Annotated in this window: 13 protein-coding genes; 8 read left to right on the forward strand and 5 right to left on the reverse strand. The window is 63.9% G+C overall.

Annotation, left to right across the window (positions count from 1 at the left end):
* Positions 1-16: 16 nt before the first annotated feature.
* Entirely contained in the window at positions 17-1,114 is a 1,098-nt protein-coding gene (locus L5014_RS18825) for a DUF2817 domain-containing protein (protein ID WP_238465253.1), read from the forward strand.
* A 642-nt stretch (positions 1,115-1,756) separates the two neighbouring features.
* On the opposite strand, the gene L5014_RS18830 is transcribed toward L5014_RS18825, so the two are convergent.
* The 4 genes from L5014_RS18830 to L5014_RS18845 form a co-directional block, all read right to left on the reverse strand.
* Entirely contained in the window at positions 1,757-2,851 is a 1,095-nt protein-coding gene (locus L5014_RS18830; RefSeq protein WP_238465254.1) for a porin, read from the reverse strand.
* Positions 2,852-2,916: 65 nt separating this feature from the next.
* Positions 2,917-3,633 carry a sulfite exporter TauE/SafE family protein gene (locus L5014_RS18835; protein ID WP_238465255.1) on the reverse strand — a complete coding sequence of 239 codons (717 nt, stop codon included), beginning with the start codon at positions 3,631-3,633 and terminating at the stop codon, positions 2,917-2,919.
* A gap of 339 nt (positions 3,634-3,972) precedes the next feature.
* Positions 3,973-5,424, reverse strand: a complete 1,452-nt coding sequence (locus tag L5014_RS18840; RefSeq protein WP_238465256.1) for an amidohydrolase family protein — start codon at positions 5,422-5,424, stop codon at positions 3,973-3,975.
* A gap of 23 nt (positions 5,425-5,447) precedes the next feature.
* Complete coding sequence (locus L5014_RS18845; protein WP_238465257.1) at positions 5,448-6,821, reverse strand: uracil-xanthine permease family protein; 1,374 nt, start codon at positions 6,819-6,821, stop codon at positions 5,448-5,450.
* Positions 6,822-7,084: 263 nt separating this feature from the next.
* Between L5014_RS18845 and L5014_RS18850 the strand changes: the two genes are divergently transcribed.
* The 5 genes from L5014_RS18850 (at position 7,085) to L5014_RS18870 (ending at position 12,975) form a co-directional block, all read left to right on the forward strand.
* Positions 7,085-8,110, forward strand: coding sequence for a LacI family DNA-binding transcriptional regulator (locus L5014_RS18850; RefSeq protein WP_238465258.1), 1,026 nt, complete (start codon positions 7,085-7,087; stop codon positions 8,108-8,110).
* A 384-nt stretch (positions 8,111-8,494) separates the two neighbouring features.
* Positions 8,495-9,637, forward strand: coding sequence for an extracellular solute-binding protein (locus tag L5014_RS18855; RefSeq protein ID WP_238465259.1), 1,143 nt, complete (start codon positions 8,495-8,497; stop codon positions 9,635-9,637).
* Positions 9,634-11,394: a sensor domain-containing diguanylate cyclase gene (locus L5014_RS18860; protein WP_238465260.1), complete on the forward strand. Its 1,761-nt coding sequence runs from the start codon at positions 9,634-9,636 to the stop codon at positions 11,392-11,394. The genes L5014_RS18855 and L5014_RS18860 overlap by 4 nt, the downstream gene beginning before the upstream one ends.
* Before the next feature lie 96 nt (positions 11,395-11,490).
* The gene (locus L5014_RS18865) at positions 11,491-12,522 is read left to right on the forward strand and encodes an aldo/keto reductase (RefSeq protein WP_238465261.1); all 1,032 of its coding nucleotides are present in this window, start codon (positions 11,491-11,493) and stop codon (positions 12,520-12,522) included.
* Positions 12,523-12,546: 24 nt separating this feature from the next.
* Positions 12,547-12,975 (forward strand): SRPBCC family protein, encoded by a 429-nt coding sequence (locus L5014_RS18870; protein ID WP_238465262.1) that lies wholly within the window; start codon positions 12,547-12,549, stop codon positions 12,973-12,975.
* Positions 12,976-13,031: 56 nt separating this feature from the next.
* Here L5014_RS18870 and L5014_RS18875 read toward each other — a convergent pair whose 3' ends face one another.
* Positions 13,032-13,967, reverse strand: coding sequence for a LysR family transcriptional regulator (locus L5014_RS18875; protein ID WP_238465263.1), 936 nt, complete (start codon positions 13,965-13,967; stop codon positions 13,032-13,034).
* A gap of 173 nt (positions 13,968-14,140) precedes the next feature.
* On the opposite strand from L5014_RS18875, the gene L5014_RS18880 reads away from it, so the two are divergent.
* Both L5014_RS18880 and L5014_RS18885 read left to right on the forward strand, forming a co-directional pair.
* A complete protein-coding gene (locus L5014_RS18880) occupies positions 14,141-15,280 on the forward strand; it encodes an iron-containing alcohol dehydrogenase (RefSeq protein WP_238465264.1) in 1,140 nt (379 codons plus the stop codon).
* A 71-nt stretch (positions 15,281-15,351) separates the two neighbouring features.
* A complete protein-coding gene (locus L5014_RS18885; protein WP_238465265.1) occupies positions 15,352-16,668 on the forward strand; it encodes an MFS transporter in 1,317 nt (438 codons plus the stop codon).
* Positions 16,669-16,744 lie beyond the last annotated feature (76 nt).

Raw genomic sequence — 16,744 nt, forward strand, 5'->3', positions numbered from 1 at the left:
ACCCGCAGAGGATTCCATGAAGACCGGCTTTCCCGTCGAACCTGATTTCGACGCCCAGCGCGAGCATTTTCTGCACGCCGCACAAATGGCTGGCGCAACGCTGACGAGCTATGCGCATCCGCTCAAAGGCCCCAACGGCGAGGCGCTTGCGACAGACGTCGCGTGGCTCGGCGACCCGGCCGCGCGTCGCGTGCTGGTTGCCGTTTCGGGCACGCACGGGGTGGAGGGCTATTACGGCTCGACATGCCAGACCCAATGGCTGCACGAACTGGCTGCCCGAACCTTGCCGCAAGGCGTCGCCGTGATGATGGTGCACCTGATCAATCCGTGGGGCACCGCATGGGTCAGGCGCGTGAATGAAGACAATGTCGATCTGAATCGCAACTACGTCGATTTCGGCGCGGCCCTGCCAGTCAATTCGCGCTATGAGGAACTGCACGAAATCTACGCGTGCCGCGATATCGACGGCCCGCAGCGACAGCACGCCGATGCGCAGCTGGCGCGGCAGGTCGAAGCGCTCGGCTGGTCGGGCGTGCAGGCGATCGTGGGCGCGGGCCAGTATCGACATGCCGATGGACTTTTTTACGGCGGCCAGGCGCCCACATGGTCCAACCGGACGCTGCACGAGATCGTGCAGCGCTTTCTCAAGCGCGCCCAGGTCGCGATCTCGTTCGATCTGCACACGGGGGCGGGCGCATTCGGCCACCCGATGCTGATGGCGATTGCGCAAACGGCGTATCCCGCGCTGGCCGACGCGCAGCGTCTTTACGGGCCGTGGCTCTATACGCTGCTTACGCACGCGGATGCGGCTATTAGCGAGACTGGCGTGGTCGCTCGGGCGACGGGATACGCCTCGCAGGCGCTGCTGGACGCGTTGCCGGATACGCACTTGATGCAGCTTGTGATCGAGTGCGGCACTTATCCGGAAGCGCCCATGCATACGGCGTTGCGCGATGACCACTGGCTGCATTTGTATGGGGATCCGCGCGACGCGCGAGGCCGGGCGATCAGCCGTGCGCTGTTTGAATCGTTTATGCCTGTTGATGCCGACTGGCGTGAGCTTGTGTGGTTGCGCACGCGGCAGATATGGGAGCGCGCGCTCGCGGCGATCTAGATGGTTTCTTGCTTGGCGCGTTTCCTGGTTTTTTCGGGTTTCCTGGTTTTTTCGCGTTTCCTTGTTTTCGTGTCGGTCTGCCTGGGTTGCCCCTGTGCGGGGCGGCACCTACTTTTCTTTGCAGCCGCAAAGAAAAGTAGGCAAAAGAAAGCGGCTCAAACCGCCAGTGTGACGCAGTCCACCACTTGCCGTTAAGCGAAGTGGTTCCGGGGCATCCGTCACCCCGCACCTTTAAACATAGTGACAAAGGGCCCGCACATCCCGCTGCTCGCTACGCGCGCAGCGGTCGGGTCTGCATGGGAAACCACGCGTGCTGTCTGCGCACTCGAATACGCTTGCGCAGCATCGATGCACAGGCATCCTGATGGTTTTGGGTTATGCCCCACGGCGCGCGAAGCGCCGCCGGAGGAATGAGCCCTTAGTCACTCTGTTGTACGGCGCGTGGTGACAGACGCTCCGGAACCGCTCCGATGATGGGCAAGAGGTGTACTGCGTAACACTAGCGGTGTGAGCGGCTTTCTTTTGCCTACTTTTCTTTGCCGCTGCAAAGAAAAGTAGGTGCCGCCCCGCACAGGGGCAACGCTAATAGACCGACACGAATACAAGGAAACGCGACAATAGCCAGCACGAAAAACCCACCCTCTAAAAAAAATGATGAACACCAGCCAACACGCCAGTCTGCGATCGTGAAGACGACGCACCGATCCCCAGCGTGTCCGCAACGGCACCCGATGAAGCTCGCTCAACCATCACATCCACATAAAGCTGGGTGCGCTTCGAAAGCGAGTAGACATTGGCGAGCGTCGCCTGCGTCCAGCGCTTGCCGGAAAGCATCGTGGTCCACGCGCCCGCGCCCACGCTATAAGCAGGCGTGACCTGAACATTCACACCGCCATCGATGGTGCGGTAATTCTGCGCCTCGCCGTGCCGTTCGATGCGCACCTGGGTAACGAGCGCATGCAACTGAACTTGCCCCCACTGATAGCTGCCCCCGATACCCGCATTACGCACGCTATCGGCTACAAACGGCGCGCCGTGAGACAGATTGACGCCTTCGAACGCATCGAGGCCCAGCCCGCCGGCCAGATTGAACGTGCGGTCGTGATACTCCGACCACGCCGCAGCCAGCTTCAGAGGGCCGTAGCCATAGGTCGCGCCGAAGCTGATCGTGCGTCCCGTCGTGCTGCTGCTCGAATTCGTGAAACCATAGAGCGCACCAATAGTCAGGCCTGCGAACGGACGGCTCACAAACTTGGCGGTATTGGAGAGTTCGACGGGGACGGTATTGGCGAGCCCATCGACATTGCCGGGATGAAACGCAGAGAAGTCGCCGAGCGACTGGGCGGTCGAAAGCGGGCCGAGCATTTCGAAGTGGAAGTCGGTCTGGCGTCCGAGGGTGACGGTGCCGATGTCGTTCTTCGAAAGGCCCACATAGGCTTGCCGGTTGAATATCGTCCCCGCGCTCGACATCGCACCGCTGATCGTCGAAAAGCCCGACTCCAGCTTGAACACCGTCTTCAGCCCCGAGCCCAGATCCTCGGTGCCCGTGATGCCCCAGCGATCGGCCTGAAACGTGCCTTGTTCCGCGATGAACGCGTGCGAGCCATGCAGATTGCTGACGTAGCCGACGCCCGCATCCATGCTGCCATACAACGTGATGCTGCTCTGTGCATATGCACTGGACAGACTGGCGATACTGAGCGCCACACAGGCGGGCGCAAACAGATACTGCTTCATGGGGTGGTCTCCTCGCTATGCTCTATTGGATGAGCCGGCCCTGTCCGGGCCGACGGTGCTTGCGCTTACATCAAGGTCTGGTACAGGATTGCCGCGCCTGAAACGATCGCGAAGCCCATCACGCTGATGCGCAATGCCTTGCTATTCAGGCGCTGATGTACGTGCTGGCTGATGAAGGCGCCGAGGATGACGGGCGGCACGAGCAGCAGCGCGGAAACGAACCGTCCCGAGGTGATCTGACCGGTGACGCTGAGCATCACGAGCGAGACGGCCTCGCCGATGGCGAAGCACAGCGCGATGGTCGAGCGCAGGGCGGGTGCCCGATAGTGCTGGAAGACCATCGCGAGTGCCGGACCGCCAATACCGGTTGCGGTTTCGGTAATGCCCGTCACGGCGCCGGCCGTGATCAGTGCGTTGCGGCCTGGCGCGAATGTGGGCGCGCAAAGTGTCGCGACGGCGGCGGCAATCGTCGATGCCCCGATGAACAGATTGAGATCGTGGGTGGAGATACGGGAGATGATGAGCACGCCGCCGACTGCGCCCACCGTGCGCCCGACGGTGATCCACAGAGTGCCGTTGGAATCGAGCGCGGGGCGCTCGCGCCATGCGAGATAGACATTGAGCGGGAGCATGAGGATCAAGAGCGACACGGGCAGGAGGCCGGGGTCGATCAAACCGATCACGGGTGCGCAGATGAGCGCGAAGCCCACGCCGACCGCGCCTTGAATGAACGAGGCGATCGTCACGGTAGTGGCGAGAACAAGGAATACGGTCAGACTCATAAATTGGTTATCCTGAGGATAATTGATTGGGGAACACGCATTGAATGACAATCACGGGAGCAGAAAAAGCATGCGCCCCACTGGGTTGAAGTTATGCCCCACGGCGCGCGTAGCGCCGCCGGAGGAATGAGCCCTTTGTCACTCCGTTATACGGTGCGTGATGACAGACGCTCCGGAACCGCTCCGATAATGGGCAAGAGGTGTACGGCGTAACACTAGCGGTGTGAGCGGCTTTCTTTTGCCTACTTTTCTTTGCCGCTGCAAAGAAAAGTAGGTGCCGCCCCGCACAGGGGCAACGCTAATAGACCGACACGAACACAAGGAAACGCGCAGAGCAAATCAGGAAATACAAATCAGCCCCTTACCGTCATCGCGCGCAGCGCAATCAACCATAGGGGCTCCCACATGAACCCGCTGTATAGGCGCCCGAGCAACAACATCACCCGCGACTTCATGGATCTCGCGCAGCAAAGCGCGCCCATCCCAATCAACGGGCCAGCCATGCCACAACCGCATAGACCCCGCAACAAACACCGCCTCGATCTGACTACGATTAGCGAGCCTCACGAGCTCCCATTCGAGCTCCCAGGATGGCTGCATTTCCGGCACATCGAGATCCACGAGCAGAAAATCGGCGGCCTTGCCAGGGGCGATCTCGCCAATCAACGCACCCAGGTTCAGCGCATCGGCGCCGCCGCGCAACGCATGATCGAGCCACAGCTTGCCCCCGCCGCACGACGAATCGCCAGTCGCCAGACCAAACGCGAAGCGCTGCGCAGTCTCGGCCGCATCGAGCAGCCTGAACGCGTCGCTGCGCGTGCCATCGGTGCCAAGTCCAAAGCGAATGCCGAGCGCGGCCATCTGCATGGCCGGGGCCACTGCGTTGCCCTTCCACGAACTCGCGACGGGGTTATAGCTCACGGCCGCGCCCGTATCGCGCAGCAGATTCAGTTCGGAGGGCGTGACGAGCGTCGCGTGCGCGATCAGGGTTTGCGGCCCCAGTGCGCCCGCATGATGAAGGTGCTCGATGGGCCGCATCTTGCGCGCGACGATCGAGCGCTCGACCGAGGCGAGGTGTTCGTTGGCATGCGTCTGGAACACGGCGCCGGCCTCGGCGCACAGCGCGGCGGCGGTTTGCAGCATGCCATCGGAACCGGCTTCGGGCACCGAAATCGCCAGCGACGGATGCACGAGCGCATGGCCGCTCCACTGCGCAAGATGGGCTTGCGCACGCACGACGATGGCAGCGCGCTCGCGCGCATCGATATCGCCGCCCAGGTCGTTGCAGATCATGCCGAGCACGCAACGCACGCCCACTTCCTGGGTGGCCGCGGCGATCGTCGATACGTCGCTGTCCGAGCGCGTGCCGGCGTCGCATACGGTCGTGAAGCCGCCGCGCAGCGCTTCGAGCGCGGCGAGTTTGGTCGATAAGTACAACAGATTGTCGTCGAGGCAGTTTTCGAGCGGGACCCAGATGCGGCGGTAGATTTCCGAGGGCTCGCCGAATGCGAGCGCCTTGCCGAACGACTGCGTGAGGTGATGATGCGCATCGATGAACCCGGGCATCAGCAGCTTGCCCGGCAGCACGAGCGGCGTCAGAAGCGGGTAGCGCGCAACGAGTTCTTCGGCGGGGCCGATGTCGAGGAACCGTCCGTTGGCGACCACGACCGCGTGCTCGCGCACCGGGCCATCGGCGAGCAGCACGGTGTCGGGCAACAGCAGCAGTTCGTCGGCGCACAGGTCGGTGCGGGCTGCGGAGCGGTGCGGAGCGGCAGTGGTGCGAGTTTGCATGATGAGGGTTGGGCTGTCCGGGTTTAATGGCAGGAGGGGTTTTCGTTGACGGCGGCTTCGAGCGCACCTGCGCGATGGCTCGCGCGAGTGCGCCAGTGCAGGCTCAGATGTTCGAAGATCAGGTTGACGATGACGGCGGTAAGCGCGCCCATCGCGAGCCCGTTGCCGAGCACGATTTGCAGCGTCGCGGGAAAGCGGTGGTAGACGCCGGGCACGACAATCGGCAGGATGCCCATGGTCAGTGCGGCGGCGAGCGTGTACATATTGGCGCGCGTGCGCAGGTCCACCTGGCGCAGCAGGTTGATGCCCATGACGCCGATGATCGAGAAGACGATCAGCGCCGTGCCGCCCACGACGGCGGCGGGAATCGCGTTGGCAAGGCGGCTCAATGGCGCGAGCAGTGCGATGGCGATCAGCAGCGCGCCGGCCACCGCGGTCACGAAGCGCGAGCGGATACCCGTTGCCTCCACGATGCCGATGTTCTCGCTGCTCGTGATGATCAGCGACGTGCCGAAGAGTCCGCCAAGGATCGACATGAGCGCGTCGGCGCGAATGGTCTGCGGCACGGTTACGCGCGGGTCGATCTCCTTGCCGACGATTTCAGCAATCGCCAGGGTCTGGCCGGTCGCTTCCGCCATCGAAATCACGCTGAAGATCAGCAGCGGCAGTGCGGCGACGAGATCGAAGTGCGGCATGCCGAAAGGCAGCGGCGTGGGCAGGGTGATGAGGGCGCCGGTCCACACATTGGCGAAGCTCATGAAGCCCAGCACCGAGGCGAGCGCGGCGCCCGCGAGCAGGCCGAGCAGCACGGCGAGCTGCCCGAGCATGCCCTTGAAGAGCTTCGCGAACAGCACGGTGAAGGCGACGGTGGCGAGCGCAAGGCCGATCCCGGCGGGGCTGCCGAATTCGGCGGTGCCGGGGCGGCCGACGATCACCACGCCGTAGATGCGGATCAGGTTGACGGCGACGAGGATCAGCATCGCGCCAATCACGATGCGCGGGAAAAAGCGCAGGCAGCGCCTGAACACGGGCAGCAGCAGAAAGTAGAAGAGGCCCGTGAGGATGGTCGCGCCGGTGGCCGTGCGCAGGTCGGTTTGCTGCGCGATCAGCACGAACAGGACCACGGGTGCGCCGCCCGGCACCATGATGAACGGCAGGCGCGCGCCAAAGCGCAACGGGCCGAACGACTGCAACAGCGTGCCGATTCCGCAGACGAGAAACGTCGCGCTGATCAGGTCGACGGTCAGCGCGGACGCGAGGCCGAGCGCCTTCGCGACCAGAAAGACCGCCGTGATGGGCGATGCCGCCACGACCAGCACGTGCTGAAGGCCGAACAACATCAGTTTGACGAGCGGCAGCCGCTCGTCGACAGCGTGAACCTGCTGGGCTTTCCTCATGACTTCGTGTCTCCATGGGTCGCAGACCGCCTCACGTCTGCGAGGGTGTGTCGTTGTTCTGGAAAATCGAGCGCGTCTCAAACTTCATCCAAATTTCGCCCCAAATCGATTTGGGGCGAGGTGCAAAAAAATGGGCGGGCGCCCCAAATCGATTTGCTATCGTAGAATGGTGCGTCACTAAGGCCTTGTCAAGCCGGATTATTTATCGACCGAATGGTCGCGATAGCACGCGAACCAGCGACTCCTCCAGCGAGAGAACCAGCATGCAAAGCCCAGCGCCGCCGAAGTCGCGGCCGACCATTGCCGATGTCGCCCGTGCCGCGGGCGTCTCCACGACCACCGTCTCGCACGCATTGAACGACAAGGGCTACGTCGATCCGCAAACGCGTCAGCGCGTGAAGGACGTGGCGCGCGAGCTGGGCTACCGGCCGAGCGTGCGCGCGCAGCGGCTGCGCACGGGCGAAGCGCGCACCATCGCGCTGCTTTCGTCGATGCCGTTCGAGATCGCCGGCGGCGCGTCGCGGCTCGGGTTTCTGATGGAAGTCGCCGCGGTCGCGGCAGCCGCCGCGCTCACGCGCGGGCTCGCGCTGGTGCTCGTGCCGCCCGTGATGGCGGGGCGGCTGCCGCTCGAACAACTCGACATCGACGGCGCCATCGTGATCGAACCCACCGCCGACGATGCGAACGTGACCCATCTCCAGGAGCGCGGCCTGCCCGTCGTGTGCCTGGGGCGCTTGCCGGGCAACGACGCGGTGCCTTATGTCGACATCCATTCGTTCGCCACCACGGCGCTGCTGCTGCGCCATCTGCACGAGCAGGGCAGCCGGCGGATTGCGTTGTTGATCGGCGCGCAGCAGCGCAATTCGTATGTCGAATCGCGCGCGGCCTATGAGCGATTCTGCGCGGAGCACGATATGACGCCCGTGATTGGGGTAGCCGACGAAGCGGGCGGCGAGGAAGCGGGCCGCGCGGCATGCGCGGCGCTATTGCGGGAGCACCCGCAGCTCGACGGACTGTGCGCGCTGGTTGACGCGTTCGCCGTGGGCGCCGTGCAAGGCCTCGCCGATGCAGGCCGGCGCGTGCCCGACGACGTCAAAATCGCGACCCGCTACGACGGGATTCGCGCACGCAGTTGCCGTCCGCCGCTCACGGCAGTCGACCTTCACCTCGACGAAATGGCGTCGCAGGCCGTGGCGCTGCTGTTCGATCATCTGGCCGGCAAGGGCGGGGCACGCTGCGCCACGCCGCCTGATCCGTCATTGGTGGTACGCGAGTCTTCGTTGCGCTGAACCGCTGATGACACGCGAATGCCATTTTCGGGGGCGTTCTTTATAAGCCATTAGAGAATTAAAAAACGCCTCGCGATGTTAGATATCGTTAGCTAACCGTGACTAAAAGCGCGCGAGTAAGCGCGATAAGTGCGACTAAAAGCACCATTGGCCGAAGACAATATTTCCATCTGGATGGATATATAAATCAACCGGGTTTTCCCTCGTGATGAAAAATACCCGGATTGCATATTCTATTTTTCTATCTTCGATAAGATGTGCGGCGGGCGTCCTTATCGGGTTCCCGCGGTGATACGGGGTCGAGCGAAGCAATGTCTTCGCTTCGTCAAAAATGGGGACGCGATTCGCGGAACCCTTAAAAACAGTATTGAATAAGTTTGCGAAATGAGACGACGCTTCAATACCGTCGTTTGCCGGTTTATCCGGGGGGCAGGCGCTCGCCGCCGCGTGAGGAGATGGGCCACGCCGCTGGCTTGTGTCGTCCTGCTGCTGTCCTTTTTCTGGACGCATACGCTCGCGGATTCTTACGCGCCACGCCAGTCCGTGCTGCGCGTGCTCGCATGGCCCGGCTATGCGGACGACGACTGGGTCCGCGCGTTCGAGAAGCGCTTCCACGCCAGGGTCGAAGTCACGTTCGTCGATTCCGACGAGGCGCTATGGGCGCGCATGCATAGCGCCGAGCCGCAGCCGTTCGACGTGCTGGCGGCCAATACCGCGGAGATCGAGCGCTACGCGCGCGCCGGCATGCTCACCGTGCTCGATCTCTCGCGCATTCCGAATCGCCGCTGGCAGCAAGCGTATTTTCAGCGGCTCGCCAGCATTCGCGGGCTCGTGGACGCGGGCCACGCCTATGCGATTCCCTTCACCTATTCGTCGATGGGGCTCATCTACGACCGCAAGCAGATTGCGGTGGCGCCGCGCTCGATGCGCGCCCTGTGGGATCCGCAGTATCGCGGCAAGGTGCTCGATTTCAACAGCGCGCAGCACAACTTCTCGTTCGCCGCGCTGGCGCTTGGCTATGCCGATCCGTTTCACCTGACGCCCGAGCAGATGCGCACCGTTGCGCGCGAACTCGTGCGCTTGCGGCGTAATCTGCTCACGTACTACACGCTGCCGGAAGAGGCGACCGAGCAGTTCGTGCAGCATCACGTGGCGCTGATGTTCGGCAATTACGGCACGCAGCAGGTCGAGCAACTGCGCCAGGCAGGCGTGGACGTGGGTTACGTCATACCAGACGAAGGCGCGCTCGCGTGGCTCGATTGCTGGGCCATCACGCGCAACGCGAGCAATCCGGCGCTGGCTTACGAGTGGATTAACGCCATGCTCGCGCCGGATATCGGCAAGCAATTGACGAAGCGGCAGGGGCTCGCCAACACGATGACGCCCGTGCCCGGCGACGCGGCCAGCGAGGCTTCCGGCGCGGGACCGCACCTCGTCTGGATCCAGCCTGTCGAGAACATCGGCCAGCGCGAAGCGCTGTGGCAGCGGATCGAATCGGGCGACCGGTTGAGGAGCTTTCCGCAATGATCAAGCTCGGTTTGACCTCGCGGCTTTCGATCCTGCTCGTATGCATCGGCGTTGGGGCGTCGGGCGCGACGGGCTATTCCACCTATCGGGCCAATCGCGAGATGCTCATGCACGAAGCGGAGCGCAGCCTGCTGACCTCGACGCACTTGCTGAGCCAGCGTTTCACGGCGGCGCTCGGCGATATTGCGGACGATGCCCTCGTGCTCACGACGCTGCCTTCGTCCGTGGCGGTCGCGCGGGGCGAGGCGCTCCATCCCGCCGACGCCAGGCTTAAGCAGGTGTTCAGCGGCTTCATGCGGCACCACCCCGAGTATGTGCAAATACGCCTGATTTCTCGCTCGCATTACGGCCTGGAGCGCATTCGCGTCAATCGCGGCGAGCACGGCACCGTTGCCGTGCCCGATAGCGAATTGCAGGAGAAGGGCCAGTTTCCGTATGTGTTCGACACGCTCGCGGCGGGGCCGGCGCGCGTCTATGTTTCGCCCATCAGCCTCAAGGTCGGGCCGGGCTCGGGCCAGGGCAAGCCGGTGGTGATGATCGGCGCGCCAATCGTCGATGCAAGCGGCGACAAGGTTGGCGTGCTCGTGATCGACGTGGATCTGACCCGCGTGTTCGAGCGCATCGAGCGCGACTTGCCCGCCGACTACGTGGTGTACATGGCCAACGAGTGGGGCGATTTTCTCGTGCATCCGGATCCCACCCAGACCTTCGGCTTCGAGCGCGGCCGCCGCGTGCTGATGCAAAAGAGCTTTCCCGCCACCGCGCCGCTCTTCGAGGGCGGGCCGGCGACCCTGACATTCAACGGCTTTGCGCACGGGCAGGAGCCGCCGGCCGAGGTGTTCGCGTTCGTGCGCTCGCCGTTCGGCCTCGTGGACGGCAAGCGCTTTATCGCGCTCGGTCTCGCCCGGCCGCTCACGGATGTGCTCGCGCCCGCCAACGAACTCGGCGCGCAGATCGTGCGCCTCGTGCTGATTTCCAGCACCATCGCGATCGTGCTGGCGGTGCTGTTCGCGCGCGCGTTGGCGCGGCCGCTGCGCACGCTCGCGTATGCGGTCACGCATGTCTTCGACGAAGAGGCCATCGAGCGCCTGCCCGTTCGGCGCTCCGACGAGATTGGCGTGCTCGCGCGCTGCTTCGACCGCATGCGCTTCGAGATCCGCTCCCAGGTGGAGGCGCTGCATATGCGGCAGCAGGAGCTCACGCATCTCGCGGGCCACGATACGCTGACCGGCTTGCCCAACCGCATGCACTTCATGGAGCAGCTCGAACTGGCGATACGTCGCGCGGCGCTGAGCGACGAGCCGCTGGCCCTCATGTTCGTCGACCTGAACGGCTTCAAGCAAATCAACGATCAACTGGGACACTCGGCCGGCGACGAGACACTCGTTGTTGTCGCGCAGCGACTGCGCGCGGCGCTGCGCGGCACGGATGTGGTCGCCCGCTTCGGCGGAGACGAGTTCGTCATTCTCGTGACCGGCATGCGCTCGCCCGACGCGCTGCGCGTGGCGGCGGGACGCGTTCAGTTGGCGATGGACGCACCCGTGCCGCTCGGCACGAACCTGATGAAGGTAGGCGTGAGCATCGGCATCAGCGAATATCCGGCCGATGGCAACCACGCCGAGGAACTGCTGGCGAAGGCCGATACCGCCATGTACGCCGCGAAAACCTCAGCAGAATCCCACTACGTCCGCTATCAGGATGTGACGGATGCATCGGTGGAACTGAGCCGGGACCGGCTTGCATCGGGCGACGAGTAAGACCTTCTTTGGCTTAAGTTTGTCGCATTATGTCTTGGACAGACTGAACTGGCGATCCTAGACTTGCGCTACCGACTCAAACAAAGGAGCAAGTCGATGAGCATCAAAGACAAATTGCCCGCTGGCACGCAGCTGGGCTTTGGCGCGGCACCGCTGGGCAACATGTTCCGCAACATCCCCGAAGACGAAGCGCTGGCGACCGTCAAGGCCGCCTGGGACCAGGGCGTGCGTTATTTCGATACGGCCCCGCTTTATGGCGCAGGCCTCTCGGAAATTCGCCTGGGCGATGCGCTCGCCGGCTACAAGCGCGACGAATACGTGCTGAGCACGAAAGTGGGCCGCGTGATTCTCGATGAGATCGAGGACGTGGGCGCACGCGATCTGGGTGAGAAAGGCGGCGTGTTCGCGTTCGGTCGCCCGAACAAGATCGTCAACGACTATACGGCCGACGCCACGCTGCGCTCGGTCGAGGACAGCCTCAAGCGCCTGAAGACCGACCGCCTCGACATCGTCTGGGTGCACGACGTCGCGCAGGACTTCTACGGCGACGAATGGCTCTCCGTGTTCGAAACGGCGCGCAAGGGCGCGTTCCGCGCGCTCTCGCGTCTGCGCGACGAAGGCGTCATCAAGGCGTGGGGCCTCGGCGTCAATCGCGTCGAGCCGGTCGAACTGCTGCTCGATCTGAGCGAAACGAAGGCGGACGGCTTCCTGCTCGCGGGCCGCTATACGCTGCTCGATCACGAGCGCGCATTGCAGCGCGTGATGCCTGCCGCGCTCGCGCAAGGCGCCGAGATCGTGGTTGGCGGTCCGTATAGCTCGGGCGTGCTCGCTGGCGGCCAGAACTTCGAGTACCAGAAGGCCTCGCCGGAAATTCTCGCCAAGGTCGAGCGCATCAAGGCCGTTGCCGCGCGCCATCACGTGAGCGTGAAGGCCGCCGCACTGCAGTTCGCGTTGGCCAACCCGGCGGTTGCCGCTGTGATCCCGGGCGCGAGCAAGCCGCAACGCATCGCGGAAGACCACGCCGCCGTGAAGGAAGCGATTCCCGCTGGCTTCTGGCGCGATCTGCGCGAGCAGGGTCTCGTGGCCCCGAATGCGCCGCTGCCTGGCGACCTGATCGACAACGCCTGATCGGCAACGCTTAAGGAGAGCGACATGGCACAAGCCAATGCTTCAATCAGGATTCCTGATTCACCGGATGCCGTATGGCAACTGATTGGCGGCTTCAATTCGCTGCCGGACTGGCTGCCCTACATTCCGTCCAGCGAATTGAGCGAAGGCGGCCGCGTGCGGCACCTCGCCAATCCGAGCGGCGAAACGATCGTCGAGCGTCTGGAAGCGTTCGATCACCGCGCGCGCAGCTATACCTACTCGATCCTCGAAGCGCCGTTCCCGGTCACGGGATACCGCTCGACGTTGCAGGTGCGGGAGATCGAAGGCGGCCGCGCAGCGCAGGTCGACTGGTCCGGCGAGTTCACGCCGAACGGCGTGACGGACGAAGCAGCCTCGCGCCTCTTCGAAGGCATCTACCGCGACGGCTTGCAGGCATTGGCGGCGTCGTTTGCCGGGAAGGGCCAGGCCTGAAGGTGGTGCTGGGTGGGGTTGGAGCGGGCAACCTGCTCCAACCCTGTCGACGCACTTCAGCTTTCGCCGCCATCCTCGCCGCGCAATTGCTCGATCAGCAGTTTCGCTCCGGCTGAGAGCGGCGCGCCTTTTCGGGTGACCAGTTCATAAGGCTCGCTACGCGAGGCCAGATGGAGCGGGAGAATGCAGGTCATTTCGTGACGCGCAAAGAACTGCGCGACATCGATGGACACCAGCGCGACGAACGATGGATTGCTTTGCAGCACCGCCAGCGTGGCGAACGCGGAAGTCGTTTCGAGCAGATGCAGCGGAAAGCGGATCTCGGCGTCGCGGAATTCGCGCTCGAGCAAAAGCCGCATCGGCATGTTCGCGCGGTACACGACCCACCGGTATTCCGCGAGATCCTGGAGCGCGAGCTTCTTTGCGCGCCGGAGCGGATGCTGCACGTTCGCGACAACCGCGAGCGTCTCGTCCTGAAGCTTGATCGACTCGTAAAACTGCGGCGTCTGGCTGATCGTCGTGCGGCAGATGGCCAGATCCAGCCGGCCCGCATCGAGCTGGCTCAGCAAGGCCGCGCTCGTGTCCTCCACGATCTCGACCGACATATCCGGATTGCGCGCGATCACCGCGGTAATCGCGTCGGTGAGGCGCGGCACCGCGCCCATGATCACGCCCACTGCCACGCGGCCGCCCTGGCCGCGCTCGATCCCCACCATTTCCTCGCGCATGTGCGAGAGGTCCGTATGAATCAGGCGCGCATAGCGGATCACGCAATGCCCGGCCTCGTTGGGTTCGAGCCCCCGGTTGGTGCGATGGAAGAGCGGCGTGTCGAAGGTGGTTTCGATTTCCTGTAGCGCCTTGCTGGCGCCGGGCTGCGTGAGCGCGACCTGTTGCGCGGCCTTGAGCAGCGAGCCGTGGTCGCCGAGCGCAATCAACAGCCGCAATTGCTTCAGGTGGAGCCGGGAGATGATGGAATTGAGCGGGGGTGTCATGGGCTTGAGGAAAAGTTATATCCGTATCAAAACTTCTCAATTACGGCTTAATAAGCCTCTCCTTATACTGGTTCAATACTACGACTCCGCAAGCGCCAGCGCGTTGCCCGAGTCTGGCTTGTCAGCGCGAGGCGCGACAGCAAACGCATCCACTATAACTGAAGCTCATTGCCATGTCTCTCATCAACTACATCACGCAGATTCAGTTCGAATTCGGCGCCATTCGTTTGCTCAAGGGCGAATGCGAACGCGTGGGCATGCGCCGGCCGCTGATCGTCACGGACAAGGGCGTTCGCGCAGCGGGCATCATCGACACCGTGCTCCAGGCACTCGAAGGCGCCGCGCCCGCGACGATCTATGACGGCACGCCGCCGAATCCGAACGAGGCCGCCGTGCGCGAAGCCGTGGCCGCTTACCGGGCCGGCGATTGCGACGGCATCATCGCCGTGGGCGGCGGCTCGGCAATCGACCTCGCCAAGGGCGTGGCCGTTTGCGCGACGCATGAAGGTCCGCTGCAACGCTTCGCCGTGATCGAAGGCGGCGTGGCGAACATCACGGCGAAAACGGCGCCCGTGATCGCCGTGCCGACGACCGCCGGCACCGGCAGCGAAGTAGGCCGTGGCGCGATTCTGATTCTCGACGATGGCCGCAAGGTGGGCGTGATCTCGCCGTTCGTGGTGCCGCGCGTGGCGATCTGCGACCCCGAGTTGACGCTCGGCCTGCCGGGCGCGTTGACGGCGGCCACGGGCATGGATGCCATCGCGCATTGCATCGAGACCTTCCTTGCACCCGCATTCAATCCGCCCGCGGACGGCATCGCGCTCGACGGCCTGTGGCGCGCGTGGCGCCATATCGAGCGCGCGACCCGCGAGCCCGGCGACCGCGTCGCGCGCTTGAATATGATGAGCGCGTCGATGCAAGGCGCGCTGGCGTTCCAGAAGGGTCTCGGTTGCGTGCACAGCCTGAGCCATTCGCTCGGCGGCATCAATCCGCGCCTTCACCACGGCACGCTGAACGCAATCTTTCTGCCGGCCGTGCTGGCCTTCAATCAGGACGCGCCTTCCGTGCGCGACGAAGACAAACTCAACCGCCTCGCAACGGCGATGGGCATTGGCAGCGGCACCGAGGTGGCGGCTTCCGTGCGCGCCATGACGGAGCGCCTGGGCTTGCCGACGGGGCTCGCGCAACTGGGCGTCACCCGCGAGATGTTCCCGGACATCATCAAGGGCGCACTCAAGGACCATAGCCACAAAACCAATCCGCGCGAGGCGTCCGCCGAGGATTACCGCGCGATGCTCGAAGCGTCGATGTGAGACGCGGCAAGACAAGCGTTGCAACGCCGCGGAAGACGGCGTTCTAAAAAAGCGAACCGGAGACATTCAGCATGCAGGCGAGCAAGAAACTACGTCGGATCCAGCGTATTTCCATTTTCTTTTTGACGCTGGCGGGCTGCATCAATTACCTCGACCGTAGCGCGCTGTCGGTGGCCAACAGCACCATCAGCGGCGAAATGGGCCTGACGGCCGCGCAAATGGGGCTATTGCTTTCAGCCTTTTCGATGTCCTATGCATTCGCGCAATTGCCCATCGGCGTGTTGCTGGACCGTCTCGGCGCGCGGCTGATGCTCGGCGTGGGCATGCTGCTCTGGTCGGTGGCGCAGCTTTGCACGGGCTTCGTGCATGGCTTCCAGCAGTTCTTCTTCGCGCGGGTGTGCCTTGGCATCGGCGAGGCGCCGCAGTTTCCCGCTGGCGCGAAGGTGATCGGCGAATGGTTCGCCGTGCGCGAACGCGGCGCGCCCACCGGCATTTTCGTGGCCTGTACGACCATCGGGCCCGCCATTGCGCCGCCGATCCTCACGGCGCTCATGCTGGCGCTGAGCTGGCGCGAAATGTTCGTCGTGACCGGCGTGATCGGCATCCTGGTGGCGCTCGGCTGGTACGCGGCTTATCGCAATCGCAGCGAAGTGGAGCTCAACGCCGACGAGCAAGCGCACCTCGCCCAGGGCGCCGAAGAGGAAGTCACTGCGGCACCGCTCAATGGCGCGCAGTGGCGCAATCTTTTCGCGCAGCGCACGACGTGGGGCATGCTGTTCGGCTTCATGGGCGTCATCTACATGGTCTGGCTTTATCTCACGTGGCTGCCCGCGTATCTGGAGCACGAGCGCGGCATGAGCATTGCGCGCGCGGGCTGGGTGGTCGCGATTCCGTATTTCTTCGGCACGATCGGCATGGTGGGCAGCGGCTATATCGCCGACTGGCTCTATCGCAAGGGCATGGCGCCCATCACGAGCCGCAAGTGGCCCATCTGCGTGGGACTCGTGGGCGCAGCCGCGTTCACGGTGCCCGCTGCGCTCACTGCATCGGCGTGGATGGCCATCGTGTACATCTCGCTCGCGATGCTCTTCATCAACATGGCTTCGGGCGGCGCCTGGTCGCTGGTGAGCGTGGCCGCGCCGCGCAACGTGGTGGCCTCGCTCGGCGGGATCCAGAACTTCGGCGGCTTTCTGGCCGGCTCGGCCGCGCCCATCGTCACGGGCCTCGTGGTCGATCGCACGCATTCGTTCGTGAACGCCTTGATCGTGAGCGCCGCCGTGGCGCTGCTTTCGGCGGTCGCTTATGTGGTTCTGGTGCGGCGTCCCGTGGTCATCGCACAGCAGCCGGAGCAGGGCGCGATGCTCGCGGCGGCGCAGCCGGCCGAGTGAGTGCGCAGGTGTCGTGCAAGCGCGGGTTCAAATTCGTGGCTGGAAATCCGCGGTTTGGAATGCGCGGTTTGGAATC

The sequence above is a fragment of the Paraburkholderia tagetis genome (assembly GCF_022213065.1).
GTDB lineage: Bacteria > Pseudomonadota > Gammaproteobacteria > Burkholderiales > Burkholderiaceae > Paraburkholderia > Paraburkholderia tagetis.

Coding starts and splice junctions, on each gene's coding strand:
- L5014_RS18825 (WP_238465253.1), top strand. CDS start 17: ATGAAGACCGGCTTTCCCGTCGAACCTGATTTCGACGCCCAGCGCGAG.
- L5014_RS18850 (WP_238465258.1), top strand. CDS start 7,085: ATGCAAAGCCCAGCGCCGCCGAAGTCGCGGCCGACCATTGCCGATGTC.
- L5014_RS18885 (WP_238465265.1), top strand. CDS start 15,352: ATGCAGGCGAGCAAGAAACTACGTCGGATCCAGCGTATTTCCATTTTC.
- L5014_RS18875 (WP_238465263.1), bottom strand. CDS start 13,967: ATGACACCCCCGCTCAATTCCATCATCTCCCGGCTCCACCTGAAGCAA.
- L5014_RS18880 (WP_238465264.1), top strand. CDS start 14,141: ATGTCTCTCATCAACTACATCACGCAGATTCAGTTCGAATTCGGCGCC.
- L5014_RS18845 (WP_238465257.1), bottom strand. CDS start 6,821: ATGAGGAAAGCCCAGCAGGTTCACGCTGTCGACGAGCGGCTGCCGCTC.
- L5014_RS18870 (WP_238465262.1), top strand. CDS start 12,547: ATGGCACAAGCCAATGCTTCAATCAGGATTCCTGATTCACCGGATGCC.
- L5014_RS18860 (WP_238465260.1), top strand. CDS start 9,634: ATGATCAAGCTCGGTTTGACCTCGCGGCTTTCGATCCTGCTCGTATGC.
- L5014_RS18855 (WP_238465259.1), top strand. CDS start 8,495: ATGAGACGACGCTTCAATACCGTCGTTTGCCGGTTTATCCGGGGGGCA.
- L5014_RS18830 (WP_238465254.1), bottom strand. CDS start 2,851: ATGAAGCAGTATCTGTTTGCGCCCGCCTGTGTGGCGCTCAGTATCGCC.
- L5014_RS18835 (WP_238465255.1), bottom strand. CDS start 3,633: ATGAGTCTGACCGTATTCCTTGTTCTCGCCACTACCGTGACGATCGCC.
- L5014_RS18865 (WP_238465261.1), top strand. CDS start 11,491: ATGAGCATCAAAGACAAATTGCCCGCTGGCACGCAGCTGGGCTTTGGC.
- L5014_RS18840 (WP_238465256.1), bottom strand. CDS start 5,424: ATGCAAACTCGCACCACTGCCGCTCCGCACCGCTCCGCAGCCCGCACC.